At 61.5% G+C, this 23,138-nt stretch carries 18 protein-coding genes and 1 pseudogene; 8 read left to right on the top strand and 11 right to left on the bottom strand.

All coding sequences use genetic code 11. From position 1 onward, the window contains the following. Window positions 1-92: 92 nt before the first annotated feature. The 5 genes and pseudogenes from PSH73_RS18530 to PSH73_RS18510 all read right to left on the bottom strand — a co-directional run. A pseudogene (locus PSH73_RS18530) lies at window positions 93-260 on the bottom strand (type II toxin-antitoxin system HigA family antitoxin); the annotation flags it as partial. Between the two features lie 385 nt (window positions 261-645). Further along, window positions 646-1,989, bottom strand: coding sequence for an aminodeoxychorismate synthase component I (gene pabB, locus PSH73_RS18525; protein WP_289139838.1), 1,344 nt, complete (start codon window positions 1,987-1,989; stop codon window positions 646-648). A 110-nt stretch (window positions 1,990-2,099) separates the two neighbouring features. Further along, window positions 2,100-3,086, bottom strand: coding sequence for an alpha-L-glutamate ligase-like protein (locus PSH73_RS18520; protein ID WP_057960353.1), 987 nt, complete (start codon window positions 3,084-3,086; stop codon window positions 2,100-2,102). After that, window positions 3,086-4,618, bottom strand: coding sequence for an inactive transglutaminase family protein (locus tag PSH73_RS18515; RefSeq protein WP_198799615.1), 1,533 nt, complete (start codon window positions 4,616-4,618; stop codon window positions 3,086-3,088). Before PSH73_RS18515 ends, PSH73_RS18520 begins: the two co-directional genes overlap by 1 nt. Before the next feature lie 5 nt (window positions 4,619-4,623). Further along, window positions 4,624-5,160 carry an ATP-dependent zinc protease gene (locus PSH73_RS18510; RefSeq protein ID WP_057960351.1) on the bottom strand — a complete coding sequence of 179 codons (537 nt, stop codon included), beginning with the start codon at window positions 5,158-5,160 and terminating at the stop codon, window positions 4,624-4,626. 273 nt (window positions 5,161-5,433) lie between these two features. On the opposite strand from PSH73_RS18510, the gene PSH73_RS18505 reads away from it, so the two are divergent. The 7 genes from PSH73_RS18505 (at window position 5,434) to PSH73_RS18475 (ending at window position 15,011) form a co-directional block, all read left to right on the top strand. After that, complete coding sequence (locus PSH73_RS18505) at window positions 5,434-6,144, top strand: GntR family transcriptional regulator (RefSeq protein WP_057439536.1); 711 nt, start codon at window positions 5,434-5,436, stop codon at window positions 6,142-6,144. Continuing rightward, window positions 6,141-7,034, top strand: a complete 894-nt coding sequence (gene prpB, locus PSH73_RS18500) for a methylisocitrate lyase (protein WP_029298299.1) — start codon at window positions 6,141-6,143, stop codon at window positions 7,032-7,034. Before PSH73_RS18505 ends, prpB begins: the two co-directional genes overlap by 4 nt. Window positions 7,035-7,075: 41 nt before the next feature. Next, complete coding sequence (gene prpC / locus PSH73_RS18495; RefSeq protein ID WP_057439535.1) at window positions 7,076-8,203, top strand: 2-methylcitrate synthase; 1,128 nt, start codon at window positions 7,076-7,078, stop codon at window positions 8,201-8,203. 202 nt (window positions 8,204-8,405) lie between these two features. Then, complete coding sequence (gene acnD / locus PSH73_RS18490; RefSeq protein WP_057960350.1) at window positions 8,406-11,000, top strand: Fe/S-dependent 2-methylisocitrate dehydratase AcnD; 2,595 nt, start codon at window positions 8,406-8,408, stop codon at window positions 10,998-11,000. 11 nt (window positions 11,001-11,011) lie between these two features. Next, window positions 11,012-12,202, top strand: coding sequence for a 2-methylaconitate cis-trans isomerase PrpF (gene prpF / locus PSH73_RS18485; RefSeq protein ID WP_057960349.1), 1,191 nt, complete (start codon window positions 11,012-11,014; stop codon window positions 12,200-12,202). Window positions 12,203-12,438: 236 nt separating this feature from the next. Further along, window positions 12,439-13,923, top strand: coding sequence for a 2-methylcitrate dehydratase (prpD, locus tag PSH73_RS18480; RefSeq protein WP_169989633.1), 1,485 nt, complete (start codon window positions 12,439-12,441; stop codon window positions 13,921-13,923). 239 nt (window positions 13,924-14,162) lie between these two features. Then, the gene (locus PSH73_RS18475) at window positions 14,163-15,011 is read left to right on the top strand and encodes a hypothetical protein (protein ID WP_128592852.1); all 849 of its coding nucleotides are present in this window, start codon (window positions 14,163-14,165) and stop codon (window positions 15,009-15,011) included. A 53-nt stretch (window positions 15,012-15,064) separates the two neighbouring features. Here PSH73_RS18475 and PSH73_RS18470 read toward each other — a convergent pair whose 3' ends face one another. From PSH73_RS18470 to PSH73_RS18450, 5 genes are read right to left on the bottom strand one after another with little or no spacing between them, the layout of a single operon-like run. Then, a complete protein-coding gene (locus tag PSH73_RS18470; protein ID WP_057960346.1) occupies window positions 15,065-15,793 on the bottom strand; it encodes an alanyl-tRNA editing protein in 729 nt (242 codons plus the stop codon). 2 nt (window positions 15,794-15,795) lie between these two features. Continuing rightward, window positions 15,796-16,788 (bottom strand): serine O-acetyltransferase, encoded by a 993-nt coding sequence (locus PSH73_RS18465; protein ID WP_120733866.1) that lies wholly within the window; start codon window positions 16,786-16,788, stop codon window positions 15,796-15,798. 23 nt (window positions 16,789-16,811) lie between these two features. Beyond that, on the bottom strand, window positions 16,812-17,726 hold the full coding sequence (locus PSH73_RS18460; RefSeq protein ID WP_057439531.1) for a PLP-dependent cysteine synthase family protein: 915 nt from the start codon (window positions 17,724-17,726) through the stop codon (window positions 16,812-16,814). 25 nt (window positions 17,727-17,751) lie between these two features. Continuing rightward, complete coding sequence (gene moeB / locus PSH73_RS18455) at window positions 17,752-19,614, bottom strand: molybdopterin-synthase adenylyltransferase MoeB (RefSeq protein ID WP_305417918.1); 1,863 nt, start codon at window positions 19,612-19,614, stop codon at window positions 17,752-17,754. A gap of 26 nt (window positions 19,615-19,640) precedes the next feature. Continuing rightward, window positions 19,641-20,534 carry a DMT family transporter gene (locus PSH73_RS18450; protein ID WP_200657066.1) on the bottom strand — a complete coding sequence of 298 codons (894 nt, stop codon included), beginning with the start codon at window positions 20,532-20,534 and terminating at the stop codon, window positions 19,641-19,643. A 160-nt stretch (window positions 20,535-20,694) separates the two neighbouring features. Here PSH73_RS18450 and PSH73_RS18445 point away from each other — a divergent pair, with 160 nt between their 5' ends. Continuing rightward, the gene (locus PSH73_RS18445; RefSeq protein WP_115129428.1) at window positions 20,695-22,119 is read left to right on the top strand and encodes a PLP-dependent aminotransferase family protein; all 1,425 of its coding nucleotides are present in this window, start codon (window positions 20,695-20,697) and stop codon (window positions 22,117-22,119) included. Window positions 22,120-22,259: 140 nt separating this feature from the next. On the opposite strand, the gene PSH73_RS18440 is transcribed toward PSH73_RS18445, so the two are convergent. Beyond that, the gene (locus tag PSH73_RS18440; RefSeq protein WP_032863389.1) at window positions 22,260-23,078 is read right to left on the bottom strand and encodes a pyruvate, water dikinase regulatory protein; all 819 of its coding nucleotides are present in this window, start codon (window positions 23,076-23,078) and stop codon (window positions 22,260-22,262) included. Between the last annotated feature and the right edge of the window lie 60 nt (window positions 23,079-23,138).

Here is a 23,138-nt window from a genome sequence, read left to right as displayed (position 1 = left end):
CGCTCCCACATTCGGCCGCGTTTATCCTTTGGGAGCACGGTCGAATGAGGGAGCGGGCTTGTTTGCGATGAGGCCCTCGAAAACGCCAAAGATCAAACTCCCGCAAGCAACTGCTCATAAGGAATGCGCAAACCCTCGTGCAGGCGCTTGATCATGGCCAGGCTCAACTTGCGCTTGTGGTTCAGCACTTCCGACACGCGTCCGCTGGAGCCGATAAAGGGTTCCAGGTCACGGGCCGTCAGGCCCAGTTGGTCCACGCGCGCCAGCGCAGCGGCCAGGTCTTGCGGCGTGTAAAAGGTGGACTTCTCCCTATGGCGATACCCTTCAACCAGGGGTGTTTGGGAGTCGGTGTAAGCCGGATGATTCCCAGAACTCCCTTAAGGCGGCTCTTGCGATTAGTCGCATAAGTCAATCCTCCCAGTTTGGGAGATGTTGGGTGTCGCTTCCTGGATTTGTAACTCTTCACAGGGAGCGCGATGTGTAGGAAAAGGGCTTTGTTTTAACGGTGCAAACGATAAAGCGACAGAAGCAATAAGCAGTCGATCCATGTGATCCCGTCACAGACGGCCAGGTGGAATGCCAGAGCCAGACGCTATCCCTGCGCCCTGATACTGACCACGGTGGTTCTGATTCAGGTTCTTTCCCTTACAGCCCTTCCAGTGTTTCCAGCAACACCCGCACCTTGGTCATCGACTCCTGGTACTCCGCCTGCCACTCGGAATCGGCGACGATCCCGCCGCCGCCCCAGCAACAGACCTGGCCATCCTTGACCAGCAGGCTGCGAATGGCGATGGAGCTGTCCATCTCGCCACGCACGTCCAGGTACAACAATGAACCGCAGTACAAGCCGCGCCGGGTCGGTTCCAGTTCGTCGATGATCTGCATCGCACGGATCTTCGGGGCGCCGGTGATCGAGCCGCCGGGGAAGCTGCCGGCGATCAGGTCCAGGGCGTCTTTGTCGTCGGCCAGTTCGCCGGTGACGCTGCTGACCAGGTGATGCACGTTGGGGTAGCTTTCCAGGCTGAACAGCTCCGGGACCTTGACCGAGCCGGTGCGGCAGGTGCGGCCCAGGTCATTGCGCAGCAGATCGACGATCATCAGGTTCTCTGCACGATCCTTGGGGCTGGCTAGGAGTTCGGCGGCGTTGGCCGCATCCTCTTGCGGAGTCAGCCCGCGGGGGCGGGTGCCCTTGATCGGACGGGTTTCCACCTGGCGCTGGTTGACCCGCACGAAACGCTCCGGTGACAGGCTGACTACCGCGCCATCATCCGGCAGGCTCTGAAAGCCCGAGAACGGCGTCGGGCAGGCGGCGCGCAAGGCGCAGTAGGCGACCCATGGATCGCCGTTGCAGGCCGCGCGAAAGCGTTGGGCGAAGTTGACCTGGTAGCAGTCGCCGGCCTGGATGTAATCCTGGATCCGCGCCAGGGCCTGTTCATAGGCTGCGGCGCTCAGGTCTGGGGTCATCCGGGTATGCAGCTTGAAGCTGGCCGGGGTGTCGGCGGCCGGTTGGCTGAACAGGGCCAGCAGGCGCTGGCGTTCGCTTTCCGGAAGTTTGGGGTGGAACACCAATTGGCTGGTGCGCGCCTGATGGTCGCTGACCAGTGCCCAGGCGTACAGGCCAAAACGGGCATCGGGCAGGCCGATATCGTCGATAGCCTGATGCGGCAGTTGCTCCAGGTGGCGGCCAAAATCGTAGCTCAGGTAGCCGATCAAGCCGCCGGCGAACGGTAGTTCATAGGGCGCGGGCAGGCTAGCCTCACCCAGCATCTTCAGATTTTCCCGCAGCCGTTGTAAGAAATCGCTACCGCTTTCGTCCGGCCATACCGCCAGGGTTGCTTCCGGCCAGGCGCTGAGCAAGTCATAGCGACCACGCTCGGCTGCCGGTCGGCCGCTGTCCAGCAGCACGGCGCCGGGTGCATGGCGGATCGCCGCAAAATACTCGGCGGGGTTTGCCCGATAGGGCAGGGGATGTACAGAGCAGGTCGACATGCGGGGTGAATCAGCCATGGGGCGGGGAGGGGATTGTAGTCCCCTGTAGGATTTGCTCCTAGAGGGGATGTCGGGGATGGTTGGATAGAGGGCGCAGCCGCGGGGCGCTGTCAGCCTTCTACGGGTGGAATATGCCCAAACATTTCCTGGGCAAACTTCACCCGTTCTTCCGCCGTTTCTGTCACGCCCGCCGCCTTCAGCTCTTCCAGTCGAGCTTCTACGGCATGGGTACGCAAGGTCAGGCCGCAATCGTTGGCAATCTGGATATTCAACCCGGGGCGCGCATTGAGTTCGAGGATCAGCGGGCCTTTTTCCTGGTCCAGCACCATGTCTACACCGATGTAACCCAGTCCGCACAGCTCGTAGCAGCCGGCGGCGAGTTTCATGAAACCGTCCCAGTTGGGCAGTTGCACACCGTCCACCGCGTTGGTGGTGTCGGGGTGCTTGGTAATGATGTTGTTCAGCCAGGTGCCGCGCAGGGTCAGGCCGGTGGCCAGGTCCACGCCCACGCCAATCGCGCCCTGGTGCAGGTTGGCCTTGCCGCCGGACTGACGGGTCGGCAAGCGCAGCATGGCCATCACCGGGTAGCCCATCAACACGATGATGCGGATATCCGGCACGCCTTCGTAGCTGATGCTCTTGAAGATCTGGTCGGGCACCACCCGGTATTCGATCAATGCGCGGTCACGGTGACCGCCCAGGGAATACAGGCCGGTGAGGATGCTGGAAATCTGGTGCTCGATTTCCTCGTGGCTGATGATCTTGCCGGACACCGTGCGATAGCGTCCTTCAAAACGGTCGGCGATCACCAGGATGCCGTCGCCGCCGGCGCCCTGGGCCGGCTTGATCACGAAGTCGCTACGGCCACCGATGATTTCGTCGAGCTTGTCGATTTCTTTCTCGGTGGAAATGATCCCGTACATCTCCGGCACATGGATGCCGGCCTGGATCGCCCGTTCCTTGGTGATGATTTTGTCATCGACAATCGGATACAGGCTGCGCTTGTTGTACTTGAGCACGTAGTCGGCATTACGCCGGTTGATGCCCATGATGCCCCGCGCTTCCAGGGCCTTCCAGGTCTTCCAGAACCCGAACATTACGAATCAGCCTTGAGGAAGGCTTTGAAACGCACCAGCTCGGTCAGGCGGTAGCCACGGTAGCGACCCATGGCCAGCATGAAGCCCACCAGGATCAACAGGATCGCCGGGAAGGTGAACACGAAGTAGATCAACTCCGGCACGCTCATGATCAGGTGGGCCAGGGAGGCAGCGAACAGGGTGCCAATCGCGACTTTCATCGCATGGCCGCCGCCGCGCTCTTCCCAGGTAATGGACAGGCGTTCGATGGTCATGGTCAGGATCACCATCGGGAACAGCGCCACCGACAGGCCGCGCTCCAGGCCCAGCTTGTGGCTGAACAGGCTGATGGCAGCAATCAACACCACGACAAAGGTCAGTACCACCGAGAGCCTCGGCAGCATCTGCAGTTTCAAATGCTCCAGGTACGACCGCAGGGACAGCCCCAGTGCCGTAATCACCGTAAACAGCACGATGCCAAAGCCCAGCTGGGTCTCGCGGAACGCCAGGGCAATCAGCACCGGGGTGAAGGTGCCCAGGGTCTGCAGGCCGATCAGGTTACGCAGGATCAGGATCACCAGCACGCCAATCGGGATCATCACCATGATCATGAAGGTCTGCTGGGTTTGCAGCGGCAGGCCGTAGAGCGAGTATTCGAGGAAGTTGGCGTCGGTGTTCTCGTCCGTCAGCTTGGCCAGGCGGATCGCGTTCATCTCGCTGTTGTTCAGGCTGAAGGTCACGGCGGCTTTCTTGCCGCCGTCGACGGTGATCAGGTTTTCATCGCCGGTCCACCACAGAAGGCGATCGGAGGGCAGGCCCTGTTCGCCGGTTTCCGGGTTGAAGTACAGCCAGTCGTTGCCATTGAAGCTGCGCAGCCACAGTTCCGGGGTTTGCGGTTGGTCGGCTACCAGGCGGATGGTGTGGACCTTTTCCACCGGCACGTGGGCGATGGACAGCAGCAACTCGATGATCTTGGCCTTGTGCGGCGTCGACGGATCGCCCGCCAGCAGCAGCTTGACGTTGTCATCGTTGAGGTTGTTGGTGCGCTTGATGGCTTCGCTGATAAAGGTCTCGACATCGGCCGAGTGCTGGCGGATCGGTGCCAGCAGGGCCTCGGCGGCGATTTTTTCCGGGCCTTCCACGGCGATGCTGTCGCGGAAGGTCGGGCCCTTGACCTTGACCTTTTCGCCGCTGTAGCGCTTGGTCAGCACCAGGCGGTAGTAGAGGGTCTGGTTGCCCTTGGCGCGCCGGGCCGACCAGGTGACCTTGCGGTTGCCGTCGATGCGGTTGACGCTCACCCCATAGTTATTGGAGATGAAGCTCTCATTGAGGCTGACGAAGTCGCGGCTCAGGGGCGGCACGAACATCTGGACCTTGACCGGATCCTTGGCGTTGGCCACGAACTCGACCTTGGCGTCGATGTTCCACAGGTCGTCAGTGGCGTCCTCGGTCACCGGGATGCCGAGAACCAGGATCTGATAGGCCGTGACCGAAATGCCCAGTACCACCAGGATGGCGATCAGAATCTTCAAGTGCATATTAAGAGAGCGCATTGGAATTACTCGGCGGTATGAGCGTCGGCGGCGCAGGCAGGTTTGCCTGCTGCGTATTTAAGACTGGGGTCGACCAGCGCATCAAAGCGTTTCAAGGCTTCGGAGCCAATCAGCAGCGGATATTGGAAGGCGCTGCGGTCAGTCAAGTTCACTTCGATGCTGCGTAAAGCAGTGCCCATGCAGATGTCCAGGGCAATCACCGGACGGGCGGTGTAGTTCTTGTCCTCATCGGGGTCGTAGTCGCCGGCGCGGCGCTTGATCTTGCTGACGCGGGCCAGGGGACGCTCGATGGGGTGCGAATGGGCGGTGTCGATGGCCAGGTAGAAGCGGACCCAGGACTCACCGTTGCGCTTGAAGCGCTTGATGTCCCGGGCACTCAACGACGCAGTCTTGGCGCCGGTGTCGAGCTTGGCGGCGACTTCCAGGTCAATACCCGCCAGCTTGGCGTATTCATTGAGGCCATAGACGGTCTTCTCGGCAGCGATGCCAAGGCCCGGAAACATCAGTAGGCAAAACAATAGGGGGAAGGGCTTGAGTCTCATAGATCCTGAGGCGGTGCAGTGCGATGTTTGATTCAAGGCGACTGGCATTGCTGCGCAAGCTCCCTCGTGCGCCTTTTCATCCGGGGATGTCAGGCAAATGCGGCGGGCATTCTAACATGAAGGTTTTCTGGCGCCAGCGCTGGCAGCCGGCCATGCCCTTGTAGGATGCAAGGCAGGTTATTAGACGATTGTCGACAATGTGCATTTATTCTTTGACTATCAGGGGCTGATTGGCTAGTTTTTGCGACATTGCTTTTAAAGGTGTCGACAATCATGCTGGATCAGCTGGAAATTCCGGTAGTAGGGCAGGACGATTCCCAAACGATGTCTGAGAACGTCTTCCGTCGCATCCAGGCCGCCATCGTCAAGGGCGAGATTGCCCCCGGCAGCAAGATCTCCGAGCCTGAGCTGGCGCGCACCTACGGCATCAGCCGTGGCCCGCTGCGTGAGGCGATCCACCGCCTGGAGGGCCAGCGCCTGCTGGTGCGCGTGCCCCATGTCGGCGCTCGGGTGGTGTCCCTGAGCGAGGCTGAGCTGGTGGAACTCTACGAAATCCGCGAATCCCTCGAAGGCATGGCCTGCCGCCTGGCCGCCGAGCGCATGACCGACGAAGAAATCGAGGAACTGCGCCAAGTCCTGCACACCCACGAGCGCGATGCTGCATTCCAGGCCGGTGTGGGCTACTACCAGCAGGAAGGCGACTTCGACTTTCATTACCGGATCATTCAAGGCGCGCGTAACCGCACCCTGACTCAAATGTTGTGCGGCGAGCTGTATCAACTGGTGCGCATGTACCGCATCCAGTTCTCCGCCACCCCCAATCGTCCACGCCAGGCATTTGCCGAGCATCACCGCATTCTTGACGCGATTGCCGATCGCGACGGTGAACTGGCCGAGTTGTTGATGCGCCGTCATATCGGCGCCTCCAAACGCAATATCGCCCGTCACTTCCCCGACGGCGCCCCCTCGAGAGGTGAGTCATGAGTTCCTATAAAAACAGCACCCCCGGCCAGCGTTTCCGTGATGCGGTCGCCAGCGAACACCCCCTGCAAGTGGTCGGCGCGATCAATGCCAACCACGCGCTGCTGGCCAAGCGCGCCGGTTTCAAGGCCATTTACCTGTCTGGTGGCGGGGTCGCCGCGGGCTCCCTGGGCGTGCCGGACTTGGGCATCACCGGCCTGGATGATGTGCTGACCGATGTGCGCCGTATCACCGATGTCTGCGACCTGCCGCTGTTGGTGGACGTGGACACCGGTTTCGGCTCCTCGGCGTTCAACGTGGCGCGCACCGTCAAGTCGATGATCAAGTTCGGCGCCGCCGCGATTCATATCGAGGACCAGGTGGGGGCCAAGCGTTGCGGCCATCGCCCGAACAAAGAGATCGTGTCCCAGCAGGAAATGGTCGACCGTATCAAGGCCGCCGTGGATGCCCGGACCGATGACAGCTTCGTGATCATGGCGCGTACCGACGCCCTGGCCGTGGAAGGCCTGGAGTCCGCCCTGGAACGTGCCGCCGCGTGCATCGAGGCCGGTGCCGACATGGTGTTCCCGGAAGCCATCACCGAGCTTGAGATGTACAAGCTGTTCGCTTCGCGGGTCAAAGCCCCGATCCTGGCCAACATCACGGAATTCGGCGCGACCCCGCTGTACACCACCGAACAGTTGAAATCTGCCGATGTTTCCATCGTGCTGTACCCGCTGTCGGCTTTCCGCGCCATGAACAAGGCCGCCGAGAACGTCTACACCGCGATCCGTCGCGACGGCACCCAACAGAACGTGATCGACACCATGCAAACCCGCATGGAGCTTTACGATCGCATCGACTACCACACCTTCGAGCAGAAGCTCGACGCGCTGTTCGCCGCCAAGAAGTAAGCGCAGCGCCTCCCAGATAACTACAAAATTGGAGAAGAACCATGGCTGAAGCAAAAGTACTGAGTGGCGCCGGCCTGCGTGGCCAGGTGGCCGGGCAGACGGCACTGTCCACCGTGGGCCAGGCCGGTGCCGGCCTGACCTATCGCGGCTACGACGTGCGTGAACTGGCCGCCGACGCGCAGTTTGAAGAAGTCGCCTACCTGCTGTTGTACGGCGAATTGCCGAGCAAGGCCGAGCTGGCGGCCTACAGCGCCAAGCTGAGCAAGCTGCGTGACCTGCCCCAGGCGCTCAAGGAAGTGCTGGAACGCATCCCTGCCGACGCCCACCCGATGGACGTGATGCGCACCGGTTGCTCGTTCCTCGGCAATATCGAACCGGAAAAAGACTTCAGCGTGCAGCGCGATGTCACTGACCGCCTGCTGGCCGCGTTCCCGGCGATCATGTGCTACTGGTACCGCTTCAGCCACGACGGCAAGCGCATCGACTGCGTGACCGACGAGCCGAGCATCGGCGGGCATTTCCTGCACCTGCTGCATGGCAAGAAGCCGAGCGAGCTGCATGAAAAAGTCATGAACGTGTCGCTGATCCTCTACGCCGAGCACGAATTCAACGCCTCGACCTTCACCGCTCGTGTGTGTGCCTCGACCCTGTCCGACCTGTATTCCTGCGTCACCGCCGCCATCGGTTCCCTGCGCGGCCCGCTGCATGGCGGTGCCAACGAAGCGGCGATGGAAATGATCGAGCGTTTCTCCTCGGCCGAAGACGCCGTGAAAGGCACCCTCGGCATGCTGGAACGCAAGGACAAGATCATGGGCTTTGGCCACGCGATCTATAAAGACAACGACCCGCGCAATGAGGTGATCAAGGGCTGGTCGAAAAAACTCGCCGATGAAGTGGGCGACAAGGTGCTGTTCCCGGTCTCCGAAGCCATCGACAAGACCATGTGGGAACAGAAGAAACTGTTCCCCAACGCCGACTTCTACCATGCCTCGGCGTACCACTTCATGGGCATCCCGACCAAGCTGTTCACCCCGATCTTCGTCTGCTCACGCCTGACCGGCTGGGCGGCGCATGTGTTTGAGCAGCGCGCCAACAACCGCATCATCCGTCCAAGCGCCGAGTACATCGGCGTCGAGCAGCGCAAGTTCGTGCCAATCGAACGTCGCTGAGTGGGGAGACCGACAATCCGGAATTGGTAGCCGAATCAAAAGTGTGGGAGCGGGCTTGCTCGCGAATACGGGGTAACAGTCACTGAATGTGTTGAATGACACACCACATTCGCGAGCAAGCCCGCTCCCACATTTTGACCTTATTCCAATTCTGGGGCGGCACAGGTCTTCCTTTTGTAACTACCGTGACCGAGTCCTGACGATGAACACTGAATTTCGCAAACCGCTCCCCGGCAGCCGCCTGGATTACTTCGACGCCCGTGCGGCTGTCGAGGCCATCACCCCCGGTGCCTACGCCACGCTGCCTTACACCTCCCGCGTGCTCGCCGAAAACCTGGTGCGTCGCTGCGACCCGGCGACCCTCAACGCTTCCCTGAGCCAACTGATCGAGCGCAAGCGCGACCTCGACTTCCCCTGGTTCCCGGCCCGGGTGGTGTGCCATGACATCCTCGGCCAGACCGCCCTGGTAGACCTCGCCGGTCTGCGTGACGCCATTGCCCTGCAAGGCGGCGACCCGGCCCAGGTCAACCCGGTGGTGCCGACCCAACTGATCGTCGACCACTCCCTGGCCGTCGAGGCCGGAGGTTTTGACCCGCAGGCCTTCGAGAAAAACCGCGCCATTGAAGACCGCCGCAATGAAGACCGTTTCCACTTTATCGAGTGGACCAAAAAGGCTTTCAAAAACGTCGATGTGATCCCGCCGGGCAACGGCATCATGCACCAGATCAACCTGGAGAAAATGTCCCCGGTGATCCAGGTGCGTGACGGCGTGGCCTTCCCGGATACCTGCGTCGGCACCGACAGCCACACCCCCCACGTTGACGCCCTGGGCGTAATCGCCATCGGCGTCGGCGGCCTGGAAGCCGAGAGTGTGATGCTTGGCCGCGCGTCGTGGATGCGCCTGCCGGAAAGCGTTGGCGTCGAACTGACGGGCAAGCTGCAACCGGGCATCACCGCCACCGACATGGTGCTGGCCCTGACCGAGTTCCTGCGCCAGCAGAAAGTTGTCGGTGCCTGGCTGGAGTTCTTCGGCGAAGGCGCCTCGGCCCTGACCCTGGGCGACCGGGCCACCATCTCCAACATGGCTCCGGAATACGGCGCCACGGCGGCGATGTTCTACATCGACGCGCAGACCATCGCTTACCTCAAGCTCACCGGGCGTGAAGACGAACAAGTCGCCCTGGTCGAGCAGTATGCGCGGCACACCGGCCTGTGGGCCGATGACCTCAAGGGCGCGCAATACGAGCGTGGCCTGAGCTTCGACCTGTCCAGCGTCGTGCGCAATATGGCCGGCCCGAGCAACCCGCACGCCCGCGTGGCCACCAGCGACCTGGCGGCCAAGGGCATTTCCGGGCAATGGGATGACGTGCCGGGGCAAATGCCCGACGGCGCGGTGATCATCGCCGCCATCACCAGTTGCACCAACACCAGCAACCCACGCAACGTGATCGCCGCCGGCCTGCTGGCGCGCAATGCCAACAAGCTTGGGTTGGCCCGCAAGCCGTGGGTCAAGTCGTCCCTGGCGCCGGGTTCGAAAACCGTGGCCATGTACCTCGACGAAGCCGGGCTGACCAGCGAGTTGGAGCAGCTGGGTTTTGGCGTCGTGGCCTTCGCTTGCACCACTTGCAATGGCATGTCCGGTGCACTCGATCCGGTGATCCAGCAAGAAATCATCGACCGCGACCTGTACGCCACCGCCGTGCTCTCGGGTAACCGCAACTTCGACGGGCGCATCCACCCGTACGCCAAGCAGGCATTCCTGGCTTCGCCACCGCTGGTGGTGGCCTATGCGATTGCCGGTACCATCCGCTTCGATATCGAGAAGGACGTGCTGGGCCTGGACGCCACCGGCAAGGAAATCCGCCTGCAGGACATCTGGCCGAGCGATGAAGAAATCGACGCAGTGGTCAAGGCCTCGGTCAAGCCGGAGCAGTTCCGCCAGGTCTACATCCCGATGTTTGCGATCCACGAGGACACCGGCCCGAAAGTCACGCCGCTGTACGACTGGCGCCCGCAGAGCACCTACATCCGCCGCCCGCCGTACTGGGAAGGCGCCCTGGCCGGTGCGCGTCCGCTCAAGGGCATGCGCCCGCTGGCGGTGCTGCCGGACAACATCACCACTGACCACCTGTCGCCGTCCAACGCGATCATGCTCGACAGCGCCGCCGGCGAATACCTGGCGAAAATGGGCCTGCCGGAAGTCGACTTCAACTCGTATGCAACGCACCGCGGCGACCACCTGACCGCCCAGCGCGCGACCTTTGCCAACCCCAAGCTGTTCAATGAAATGGTCCAGGAAAACGGCAAGGTCAAGCAGGGTTCCCTGGCGCGCATCGAGCCGGAAGGCAAGGTCACACGGATGTGGGAAGCCATCGAAACCTACATGGAGCGCAAGCAGCCGCTGATCATCATTGCCGGCGCCGACTACGGCCAGGGTTCGTCCCGCGACTGGGCGGCCAAGGGCGTGCGCCTGGCGGGTGTGGAAGCGATTGCCGCCGAAGGCTTCGAACGCATCCACCGCACCAACCTGGTGGGCATGGGCGTGCTGCCCCTGGAATTTTTGCCGGGTACTGACCGCAAGACCCTGCAGATTGATGGCAGCGAAACCTATGACGTGATCGGCGAGCGCACCCCGCGTGCGCAGTTGACCCTGGTGATCAACCGCAAGAATGGCGAGCGTGTCGAAGTGCCGGTGACCTGCCGCCTGGACACCGCTGAAGAAGTGTCGATCTACGAGGCGGGCGGCGTGTTGCAGCGTTTTGCCCAGGACTTCCTGGAATCGGCGGCGACCGCCTGAAGAGGATAACCATGACACACGTAGCGCAAATCAAGATCGCCGCCACCTACATGCGTGGCGGCACCAGCAAGGGCGTGTTTTTCAACCTCAAGGACCTGCCCGAATCGGCCCAGGTCCCGGGTGCGGCGCGCGATGCCTTGCTGCTGCGGGTGATCGGCAGCCCCGATCCCTATGACAAACAGATCGACGGCATGGGCGGTGCCACCTCGAGTACCAGCAAAACCGTGATCCTCGCCAAGAGCACCCGCGCCGAGCATGACGTGGACTACCTGTTTGGCCAGGTCTCCATCGACAAGCCGTTCGTAGACTGGAGCGGCAACTGCGGCAACCTGTCAGCGGCGGTCGGCTCGTTTGCCATCAGCAGCGGCCTGGTGGATGCGGCCCGCATTCCCCACAACGGCGTGGCCGTGGTGCGGGTCTGGCAGGCGAATATCGGCAAGACCATCATCGCCCATGTGCCCGTCACCAACGGCGCGGTGCAGGAAACCGGCGACTTCGAGCTGGATGGTGTGACCTTCCCGGCGGCGGAAGTGCAACTGGAGTTCATGGACCCGGCAGCGGAAGAAGAGGGCGGCGGCGGTTCGATGTTCCCTACCGGCAACCTGGTCGACGACTTGGAAGTACCGGGTGTCGGCACCTTCAAGGCGACGCTGATCAACGCCGGGATCCCGACGATTTTTATCAACGCCGAAGACCTCGGCTACACCGGCACCGAGCTGCAAGGCGCGATCAATAGCGATCCCAAAGCCCTGGCCATGTTCGAGCAGGTACGGGCCTATGGTGCATTGCGCATGGGCCTGATCAAGCACCTGGACGAAGCGGCCCAGCGCCAGCACACGCCGAAGGTGGCGTTTGTGGCCAAGCCTGCGGATTACCTGGCCTCCAGTGGCAAGGCGATCAAGGCCGGCGATGTGGATCTGCTGGTGCGCGCGCTGTCCATGGGCAAGCTGCACCACGCGATGATGGGGACGGCGGCGGTGGCGATTGGCACGGCGGCGGCGATTTCCGGAACCCTGGTCAACCTCGCGGCGGGCGGTGTGGAACGCAACGCCGTGCGCTTCGGGCATCCGTCCGGCACCTTGCGCGTGGGCGCCGAAGCCAGCCAGGTCAACGGCGAATGGGTGGTAAAGAAAGCCATCATGAGCCGCAGTGCGCGGGTCTTGATGGAAGGCTACGTGCGCGTGCCCGGCGACGCATTCTAAAGCTCTGCGCCGGCCCCGATATGTGAGCGGGCTTGTGTGGGAGCGGGCTTGCCCGCGAGAGCGGCGTGTCAGTCACGCAGATACCAACTGATCCAGCGCTATCGCGGGCAAGCCCGCTCCCACAAGGGGGCGGCGGCCTCTGGATTTATGTACGAGAGCAGGCATTCAGACCTGCCACAAACCACCCACCCTGAGCCTGAGGAAGGAACACACCCAACCCATTTTGGAGTACTGCCATGAGCGCCAACGTCGACCAGAACAACCGCCCCGACTACGACCCGGTTTTGCAGGACATTGCCGATTACGTCCTCAACTACCGCATCGACTCCCCGGATGCCCTGGACACCGCCCGCAACTGCCTGATGGACACCCTCGGTTGTGGCCTGCTGGCCCTGCGTTTTCCCGAGTGCACCAAGCATTTGGGACCGATCGTCGAAGGCACAGTGGTGCCGTTCGGTGCGCGGGTGCCGGGTACGTCCTATCGCCTGGACCCGGTCAAGGCCGCGTGGGACATCGGCTGCATCGTGCGTTGGCTCGATTACAACGACACCTGGCTCGCCGCCGAATGGGGCCATCCTTCGGATAACCTCGGTGGCATTCTCGCCGTCGCTGATCACCTGTCGCAAAAACGCGTGGCCCATGGCGAGGCGCCGCTGACCGTGCGCGCGGTGCTGGAAGCGATGATCATGGCCCACGAAATCCAGGGTGTGATTGCCCTGGAAAACTCCTTCAACCGCGTCGGTCTTGACCATGTGCTGTTGGTGAAAGTGGCCTCCACTGCGGTCTGTGCCAAGTTGATGGGGGCCAACCGCGAACAGATGCTGTCGGCACTGTCTCATGCCTTTGTCGATGGTCAGGCCTTGCGGACCTACCGGCATGCGCCAAACGCCGGGTCACGCAAATCCTGGGCGGCGGGGGATGCATCCAGTCGTGGTGTACGTCTGGCGGATATCGCTCTGCGTGGCGAGATGGGCATCCCCGGCGTGCTGAGCGCACCGCAGTGGGGCTTCTACGACGTGTTGTTCAGTCACACCAACAAGGACCTGGCCCTCAAGCCTGAGGACAAGCGCGCATTCAGTTTGCCCCAGCCCTATGGCACTTATGTGATGGAAAACGTGCTGTTCAAGATCAGCTTTCCTGCAGAGTTCCACGCCCAGACCGCCTGTGAAGCTGCTGTCACCTTGCACCCGCAGGTCAGGCACCGCTTGCACGAGATCGAGCGCATCGTGATCACCACCCACGAGTCGGCCATTCGCATCATTTCCAAGGTCGGCCCACTGGCCAATGCGGCCGACCGCGACCATTGCCTGCAATACATGACAGCCGTGCCCCTGGCGTTTGGCAACCTGGTCGCCGAGCAGTACGAAGATGAGTTCCATACAGCGCACCCGATCATTGATGAGTTGCGCGGCAAAATGGAAATCGTCGAAGATCCACGCTACAGCCGCGAGTACCTGGAAGCGGACAAGCGTTCCATTGCCAACGCGGTGCAGGTGTTCTTCACCGATGGTTCGAGCACCGAGCAGGTCGCGGTGGAATACCCGATTGGCCATCGTCGGCGCCGGGCGGATGGCATTCCTTTGCTGGAAGACAAGTTCAAGGCCAACCTGGGGACACGCTTCCCCGCGCAGCGCAGCGCCGAGATTTTTGCACTGTGCAAGGATCAGGCACGGCTTGAAGCGACGCCGGTGAACCGGTTTGTGGATTTGTGGGTGATATGAGGGCGTCGGGCGGCGAGTTGTGAAGTGGACATACTTTGCTATTCGTACGCCCGACATCGCCGGAACCTTATTCCGATAATGACCAATCAGATAGCCAGATGACCTGTTTTTGCCGGGGCATCCGGGATGCAATGCCCGTGAATCAACTACCTGAATCTGAGAGGTCCACTATGACGAGCGTAAGTCATTCGCAGTACGCACCCAGCCAGCCCTATGAAATGCCTCCCAAACCAGCGTCCGTGCAGAACGAAGGCCGTGCTGAAACGGATGCCCCGCCCGGCGCGCAAGCAGATTCAACTCCACCCCGCCCACCGATGACTGCGCAGCAGCGTGGGCAGTTTGCGGCACATAAAGGCCTGGTCAATGCACCGTCATCCAATGCCAGTACTAACTCGCCTCAACTGGCGCAGCTCTCCCAGGAAAACAACCAGCTGCGTGACAGTCTTAACCAGTTGGTTGCCCACTTCACGCCGATAATCACTGAGCTTGAACAGCAGATAGCAAACCTGGGGCAGCAAGCCGGCATGATGGAGAGCCCTGCAAAAGGGGGCGCCCCATCGAAACAAGATGCCAGTGGCCGCGCAGAAGCAGGGCAGGGCAAAGTGCCGCCTGAAGCCAGTGCTCGCGCAGACAACAACACGCCGGTGTCGGGGTCGGAGGCACCTCGTAGCCTCGAGCAGCTGACTGCTGAAAATGACCAACTGCGCGAGACGATTGAGCGCCTGCAAACCCAGTTCACGGCGGTGGTAACTAAGCTGCAAGAGCAGATCCAGGCGTTGACCCAGAAAATGGGGGGGGCAGATGCCTCCGCAAACGAAGCCCCTGCCGCAGGTCCGAAGACTGACAGCAATGCCCCGTCGGCCCCCACATCGGCTGAGCAAGCGCCCGGTGCCAAGGACGCTCCAGCAGCGGCTCAGCCCCATGAGCCAACGCCACCGGCGAACCGCAGCGCTGACGATCTCATGCGCGACAACCAGCAACTGCGCGCACGTATAGATCAAATGATGACTGAGTTCACCCAGGTGATTACCCAACTGCAACAGCAAGTCCAGCAATTGAGTGCCCAGATCAAAGCCCAGGCGAAGTAAAGGCAAGCGTGCCAATGGGGGCGTTTACCCCCCCCCGTTGGCAGCTTGACGCTTCACTCGAACCGCAAGATCACCCGCCGGTTGTGCTTGCTTTTTTTCTCGATTTTCTCGCAGAACACCCGGCCGATTTCTTCGGTGTTGACCACATGGGTGCCGCCACACGGCTGGATATCAATGCCGGCAATTTCAATCACCCGCACCGCGCCCTGGATCACCGGGGGCGCGACCGCCTGGGTGCGGGTGATCTGCAACAGGGTGGAGTATTCGGACGCCGGCATCGACAGCGACTTGACCTCATGGGCCTGCTCGATCAAGGCATTGAGGTCGCGGGTGATGCTCTCCTTGTCCAGGGTCATTTCCGGTAGGTCGAAATCCAGGCGGCCCTTGTCGGCGCTGATGCTGCAACCGGTCACCGGCGCGTCGATGATCGAGCACAGCAGATGCAGGCAGGTGTGCATCTTCATGTGCTGGTAGCGCCGTTCCCAGTCCAGGCCGGCGTCTACCTGTGCGCCTGCGCGCAATGACTCGGGGCAGTGGTCCACTTGATGCCAGATGATCGAGCGCAGTACCGGGTCGCGCACAGTCCCGGTCACGTTGACTCGGCTGCCGTCCGCCAGAGTGAAGTAACCGGTGTCTCCGGGCTGGCCACCCCCGGTGGGGTAGAACAGGGTGTGCTCCAGGGCCACGCCCTGTTCGCTGACGGCAATCACGCGGGCGCTGAAGGCGTTCTGGTAAGGCGCGCTGTCAAACAGCGCCAGGGTTTCCATAGTGTGTACGGACATGTTCATCCTCCAACGATCAGTGGGCTGGTTTGCAGCAGGCGCCGCACCATTGCGCTCAACCCGGGTGGGGAGAGCAGGGTGACTTCGAACTTCGCCCCGCACACCTTCAGGTTCAGGGGCAGGCGCGGGGGATAGGTGGGGGCCTGCAGCGTACGCAGGCGAAACTGCAGGTGATGACGCTCCTTGACCGTGGGCTCCAGCACCACGCCGGACAATGGATGGAAGTCGGCATCCAGCAGCGTGACCCGGTGGCTGATGTCGACTTCACCGACCACATGCAGGCGCTCGTCGAGGGCAAAGGCTCCGAGGTAGTTGCTGGCGTCCGATTCGTCGTTTTTCTGCAACTGGATCTGGTTGACCACCTTGACCTTGGTGCCTGCGGGCACGTCCTGGGTGATGACACAGGAGGGGCTGATAAACACGTTGTCGCCGATCAGCACATACCCGAGCACCCTGGCGCCTGCGCCGACTTCCACGTTATTGCCCAGGCGCGGGTGGCGCTTGCCGTCCGGGTTGTTGGCGATGCCCCGGGCGCCCAGGGTCACGCCACACAGGATGTAGCAGTCATTGCCGATCTCGCAGGTTTCGCCGATTACCGTGCCAAAGCCATGATCCAGCACAAAGCGCCGGCCAATGCGGGCGGCCGGGTGGATTTCGGCGCCGGACAGGAGCTTGCCCTGGTTGCTCAAAGTCAGCGCAATGGCGCAGAACTGGCCGTGGGCCGGGTCGGGAAGGTTCCAGACACAATGCGCCAGCCGGTAATACAGCACGGCCTTGAACGAGGCGTAGGACTCCAGGATCAGTTCACCCCGGCCGCGGGACGCCGGATCGCGCCAGGCGTAGGCGATCAGGTCCTCGGCCACTTCCTGCGCCGCTGGCTGGATCAACTCCGCCAGGTGTGGCTGCAACTGTGCCATCTGCGCTGGCGACAGGGTGGCGATGAGGTGGGTCAGCAACTCATCGTGCAGCTGTTGCATGTCGATAAAGCCTCCCATGGAAGGCACCCCCGTAATTGTCGTTATTCGAAACAGGGCAGATAACTGTCGGCGCTGTCGTACACCATGGTCAGGACGACGGTGTCGGTGGGCAGTTCCGGGGCGAGCTTGGCGATGGCCACCATATTGGCGGCCGACGACAGTCCCAGGCTGATGGCGTCGGTACGCATGATGCGCTTCATCATTTCCAGGCAGTCGAGGCGCGAGACCTTGAGCATGCCGTCCAGCACATTCAGGTTGAGAATGCTCGGGATCAAGCCGATGGACAGGCCCTGGATATGGTGCGGCGCATGGCGGTCGCTGAGCAGGTCGCACTCCTCGGGTTCTACACCCATCACGCGGATCTGCGGCCAGGCGGCCTTGAGGGTTTCACCGATCCCGGTGATATGGCCCCCGGTGCCGATACCGCTGACGAAGTAGTCGACCTGGCGCTCGCCAAAGGCGCGGATGATTTCCGGGGCGGTGGTGTCGCGATGGGTCTGGGGGTTGGCGCCGTTGCGTTGCTGGTTGAGCATGACGAAGCTGGGGTTTTCCAGCTGCAGCTCCATGCACTTTTCGCCATGGGAGTTATTGCCCAGGCGGCTGTCCGACAGCACCACCTTGGCCCCATACAGGCGCAGCAGCTTTTGCTTTTCGGGGCTGTAGTTGTCGGGAATCACCAGCACCACTTTGTAGCCCAGCACATTGCCGGCCATCACCAGGCCGATGCCAGTGTTGCCCCCGCTGGGTTCGATGATGGTTTGCCCTGAGTTACGAATCAGGATGCCCCGGCGCTCGGCGTCGAGGATCATGCCCAGGGCAATCCGTGCCTTGTGGCTACCGCCCGGGTTCAGGGATTCAAGCTTGGCGAAGACCTCGATGCCGAGGTCTTCGGAGAATTGTTCCAGGCGCACGATGGGCGTTTGGCCGATGGCGTCGAGTATGGAGTTGTGCAGCATCAGATAAGTACCCCCAGGCCTGTGATCAGTACAAAGGCATGTCGGGTTCGACGTCGCGCACCCAATGTTTCATGCCGCCTTCAAGCACCCGGGTGTTGGCAAAGCCAGCGGCTAGCAAGGTGCTGGCGGCCTGCTCGGCGCGGATGCCGGCGTAGCAGATCAGGTAGTGGGTGTTGTCACGGCTGAGCGTGTCGAGGTGCTCGTCGAGCTGGGCCAGGGGGATGTGCACCACGCCGGGCAGTTGGCATACCTCCAGCTCGCTGGCGTCGCGCACATCCAGCAGGATGTCGGCGCTGCTGCGCTGCTCCAGCAACTGCTTGAGCATCTGGGGCTTGATGTAGTGCTCTGCGGCCAGGCTTGGAGCGCTGCGGATGGCATCGGCACAGACGGTGGCTGGGGGCTGATGTTCTTCACGCAGGTCGGAGCAGCACGGGCAGTCGGCGCGGCGCTTGAAACGGATTTCACTGAACTTCATGGCCAGGGCATCAAAGCGCATCAACCGGCCGGACAAGGATTCGCCCAGGCCAATCAATAGCTTGATCGCCTCGGTGGCCTGGATCATCCCGACCACGCCGGGCAGTACACCGATGACCCCGCCAGCACTGCAATTGGGCGCCAGTTCCGCCGGCGGGGCGTGGGGGTACAGGCAGCGGTAGCAGGGCCCGCCCTGGTAATTGAACACGCTGATCTGGCCGTCGAAACGGTAGATCGCGCCATACACCAGCGGCTTGCCCAATTGTACGCAGGCATCATTGACCCGGTAGCGGGTCTCGAAGTTGTCCGTGCCGTCGATCACCAGATCGTAGTCGCCGACCAGTTCCAGGGCATTGTCGGCGTTCAGCGCGGTGTCGTAGGTGTTGATCCGGATGTGCGCGTTGAGGTCCTGCAGCCGGCGCTTGGCGGATTCGACCTTGGGCAGGCCCAGGGTGCTGTTGCCATGCACCACCTGGCGTTGCAGGTTGCTGCTTTCCACCACATCGAAGTCCACCAGCCCCAGGGTGCCGATGCCGGCAGCGGCCAGGTACAGGCTGATGGGCGAGCCCAGGCCGCCGGTGCCGATGATCAGCACCCTGGCTTTCTTCAGGCTCAGCTGCCCTTCGCGGCCGACACCGGGCAGGGTGATATGGCGCACATAGCGCTGCACTTCCTCGTTGCTCAAGGACTCGATGTCCATGCCGCCGGAGGTGGCGAGCAATACTTCGATTTTTGCTTTTTCGGGCAGCGGCTCGTCGGGGCCGATCAGTTCTTCCCCGGCCGTGAACAGGAAGTGTTCCTTGAGCCGGCCGTTGTTCTCGTGGAACAGGTGCGCCCGCAGCTGCGGGTAGCGGGCACAGAGGCCTTCAATGACTTCGCGCAATGTCGATCCGGCACCCTCGAGGGTCGATTCTGGCAACTTGGCCACACGGGCCAGGATGTCGGGGAAAGAGACAGCGTTCATGTACAACTCCGTTTGCAGGTCGTTGAAGGGGTTGAGGGCGAAGTGCGTGCCATCCCAGGCAAACAGCTTCGACCCAAGGGCCTTGCCCTGGCGGACATCCACCACCAGGTAACTGACGGGGTAGATCGGTTCCCCCATGTAGAGGGCCTTGTCCTGATCCTCGTCGCTGAAGTAGGCACCGACATCCGGGTGGGAGTGGTAAATCACCACCACCGGGTTGTCCGTGCGAAAGGCCTTGTTCATCAGCAGCGTGTCGGTCACCGAGAAGGTGTAGCCGTTGGCCGCGCTGCGGGGGTAGGCCTCGGGGTTCTTGCGGTGCAACTCGTTCTGGATATTGCTGCCCAGGTACACGCTGCCGTCGGCAAAGACAAAGCCGCAGCACTCTTCGGGATAGGTGCGGCAGGCGTGGGCGTAGATCTGCTCCAGGGCGGTTTGGCGGAGGACTTCCATGTTTCTCTCGCGTGGTGGGGAAAGGGTCAATTGGATTTTGCCAGCAGCTTTTCGATCGGCAGCTTGGTGATTGCAAAGCCGGCCAGCAGGATCGCCGAGTACAGCATCAGGTCCCGGGACAGTTCCAGGCCTTCGTACCAGGCACCGATGATCACGGCGAACACCGGGAAAATAATGAAGACGAACGACAGGATGATCGGGCTCAGGCGCTTGAGCAGCATGAAGTACACGATAAAACCGCCCACCGACGCTACCAGGCCCAGGTAGAACAGGGCGCTCCAGGACCGCAGGGTGATGGCCTCGAAGGTCGGCGATTCAAACCAGAGGCCGGCGACGAACAGCATCAGCCCGGCAATCCCGATGGGCAGGGTGTTGTAGGTGATCACGCTGATGGCGCTGCCTTTTTGCTTGGTAATGACATAGCACAAGGCATGCATGATCGCGGCGGTCAGAATCGCCAGTACGCCGAAGAACTCGGCATGGTCAAGGTGCAGTCCCTGACTCTTGAGGATCATGTACAGGCTGCCGAAACCGATGCCGATCCCGATGACCTGGGAAAAGTAGATGCGCTCGCGTAGGAACAATGCCGAGAAGATCAGGATAAACACTGGCATACAGCTGAACAGCAGGGCGGTCAGGCCGGACGAGACGTGCATCTCGCCGTAGTTGAGCAGGTAGTACGGCACGCTGAAATAGCACAGGGTCACGAACACAAAGAACCAGCGGCTCTCCCGTGGAAACAGGATTGGTTCGCGCCGCACCAGGGCAAAGCACAGGAACAGCGGAAAGGCGATGAGGAAGCGCAGGCCCGCCGAGGTCAGTGGCGGCACGCTTTCCACCGCGATCTTGATCCCCAGCCAGGTGGTGCCCCAGCTCAGGCAGACAATCAGAAACATCACACTGGTGATCAGGCCAGCCAGCCATTGTTTGTGGTTTTTGGTTTTTTCGGCATTTTCGATGACGGCGGACATTGGCATTGTTTATTGCTTCCCTGAGCCGGAATTGAACTCTATATTGAACTTGTAATTAGAGGTTTCACCCGGTGAATGAACCCGTAAAAGCACACTATTAGGGCGAATGATGGCTGTCAAAACAAATATTGACATGGTGTCAATCATGCGAGAGGGACTGTCCAATGGGCAGGGTGTGAAGTACAAGCGCCTGTCAGATGTCATGGAGCGGGGCATCCTCGAAGGCTTGATCGAACCGGGGCGCAAACTGCCCCCTCATCGGGTGCTTTCCGACAATCTGGGGGTGACCATCGGGACCATCAGCCGTGCCTACGGTGAACTGGAGCGCCTGGGCCTGGTGGTGGCACGGGTGGGCGACGGAACATTCGTGCGCAAGCGTGGGATGGAGCGCCAGCGTGACGAAGGCTTTCGCAACGTCAGCGAGGAGCCGCGCCAGTACTTCGATATGAGCCGCAATATGCATATCCCCGGGCAGGAGACCACGTTTCTGGCCCAGAGCTTTGAAACCCTGGCCACCAATGCCAAGTTCCTGCAGGACATCAGCGCCTACACCCCGGACGCCGGTTTGCCCCGCTACCGCGCGGCAGGTGCGCAATGGTTGGTGCAGCGCGACTTTCATCCGATTCCCGAACAGGTCATTTGTGTCAATGGAGGCCAGCATGGGTTGCTGTGCGCCTTGATGGCGTTGGTGCGCGCGGGCGACACGGTGGTGACCGAGCAGTTGACCTACCCTGGCCTGATCACCGCCGCGCGGATGCTGGGGATTCGCCTGATCGGCCTGGAAATGGATGAGGAAGGCGTGTTGCCAGCGGCCCTGGAGGAAGTCTGTCGCAATCACCGGGTGGCCGCCCTGTACTGCACGCCGACCATCCAGAACCCGACGACGGCGGTGTTGTCGGTCGCCCGCCGTGAGGCACTGGTCAGGGTGTGTCGCGAGCACAACCTGCTGATCCTCGAAGACGAGGCCCACGGTGTGCTGGTGCAAGATCGCCCACCACCCCTGAGTCACTTTGCCCCGGAGCGCACGATTCTGATCAGCAGCCTGAGCAAGGCCGTGTCGGCCGGCTTGCGGGTGGGGTATGTGCATGCGCCACCGGCGCTGGTCAGCCGTATTTCTGCGGCCCTGCGTTCAACCTGCTGGATGGCCACGCCGGTGACCCTGGAGCTGGCCACGCAGTGGATTGAAAACGGCACGGCAGAGCATCTGCTGCGTCAACAGGTCAGTGAAATCAGCCGCCGCAAGGCGTTGGTCGAAGACCTGCTGAGCGGCCTGGAGTACCGGACTCACCTCAACAGCCCGCACTTCTGGATTGAAGTCCCGGAGCCTTGGCGGGCGTCGGAAATCGAGGCTGAACTCAAGCAGAACAATTACCTGATCGCCACGGCAGAAGCGTTTGCCGTAGGGCAGACGGCGGTGCCGCAGTTTATTCGGGCGAGTATCTGCAATACGTCTGAGGATGATCAGTTGCTGAGGGCCGGATTTGATGCGCTGGCTACGGCGCTGGGGCAGGGGGGGGACCGGTTCCACCTGTAAATGTTGTGGCGAGCGGGCTTGCCCGCGTTGGGCTGCGCAGCAGCCCCAAAACCAGGCCCCGATGAGTGTCTGGTGTACCGTGTTCTTCTCTATTTAGGGCTGCTTCGCAGCCCAACGCGGGCAAGCCCGCTCGCCACAGGTTATTTGAAGCGCCGCTCAACACCCTTTTCCACAAGGATCTTTGCCGAAATCTCTTCCACCGAAAAGTGCGTGGAATTGATGTGCGCAATGTTTTCCCGGCGGAACAGATTTTCCACTTCCCGCACCTCGAACTCGCACTGGGCATAGCTCGAATAACGGCTGTTGGGCTTGCGTTCGTTACGGATCGCCGTCAGCCGGTCCGGGTCGATGGTCAGGCCAAACAGCTTGTGCTGATGGGTGCGCAGCACCGCCGGCAGTTGCAGGCGTTCCATATCGTCTTCGGTCAGCGGGTAGTTGGCCGCACGGATGCCGAATTGCATGGCCATGTACAGGCAGGTCGGGGTCTTGCCGCAGCGCGACACGCCGACCAGGATCAGGTCGGCCTTGTCGTAGTAGTGGGTGCGGGCGCCGTCGTCGTTGTCCAGGGCGAAGTTGACCGCCTCGATCCGCTCCATGTAGTTGGAGTTATGGCCAATGGAATGGGACTTGCCCACGGAGTATGAGGAATGTTCACTCAGCTCCTGTTCCAGGGGCGCGAGGAAGGTCGAGAAGATGTCGATCATGAAACCATTGGAGGTCGCGAGGATCTCACGGATGTCCTGATTGACGATGGTGTCGAAAATGATCGGGCGCATACCGTCTTTTTCGGCGGCCAGATTGATTTGTTGTACCATGGCCCGCGCTTTATCCACGTTATCGATATAAGGCCGGGTGAATTTGGCGAAGGTGATGCTTTCGAACTGCGCGAGCAGGCTTTGACCCAGGGTTTCGGCGGTAATGCCGGTGCCGTCGGAGATAAAGAAAGCAGATCGTTTCATTTGAGCCTTGGGCCTTAAGCTGATGACGAATCTTGGATATGATAGGCGCGGTTTTGCCGC

Source organism: Pseudomonas sp. FP2294, from assembly GCF_030687625.1.
GTDB lineage: Bacteria > Pseudomonadota > Gammaproteobacteria > Pseudomonadales > Pseudomonadaceae > Aquipseudomonas > Aquipseudomonas shahriarae.
This window is presented reverse-complemented; position numbering and strand designations above follow the sequence as displayed.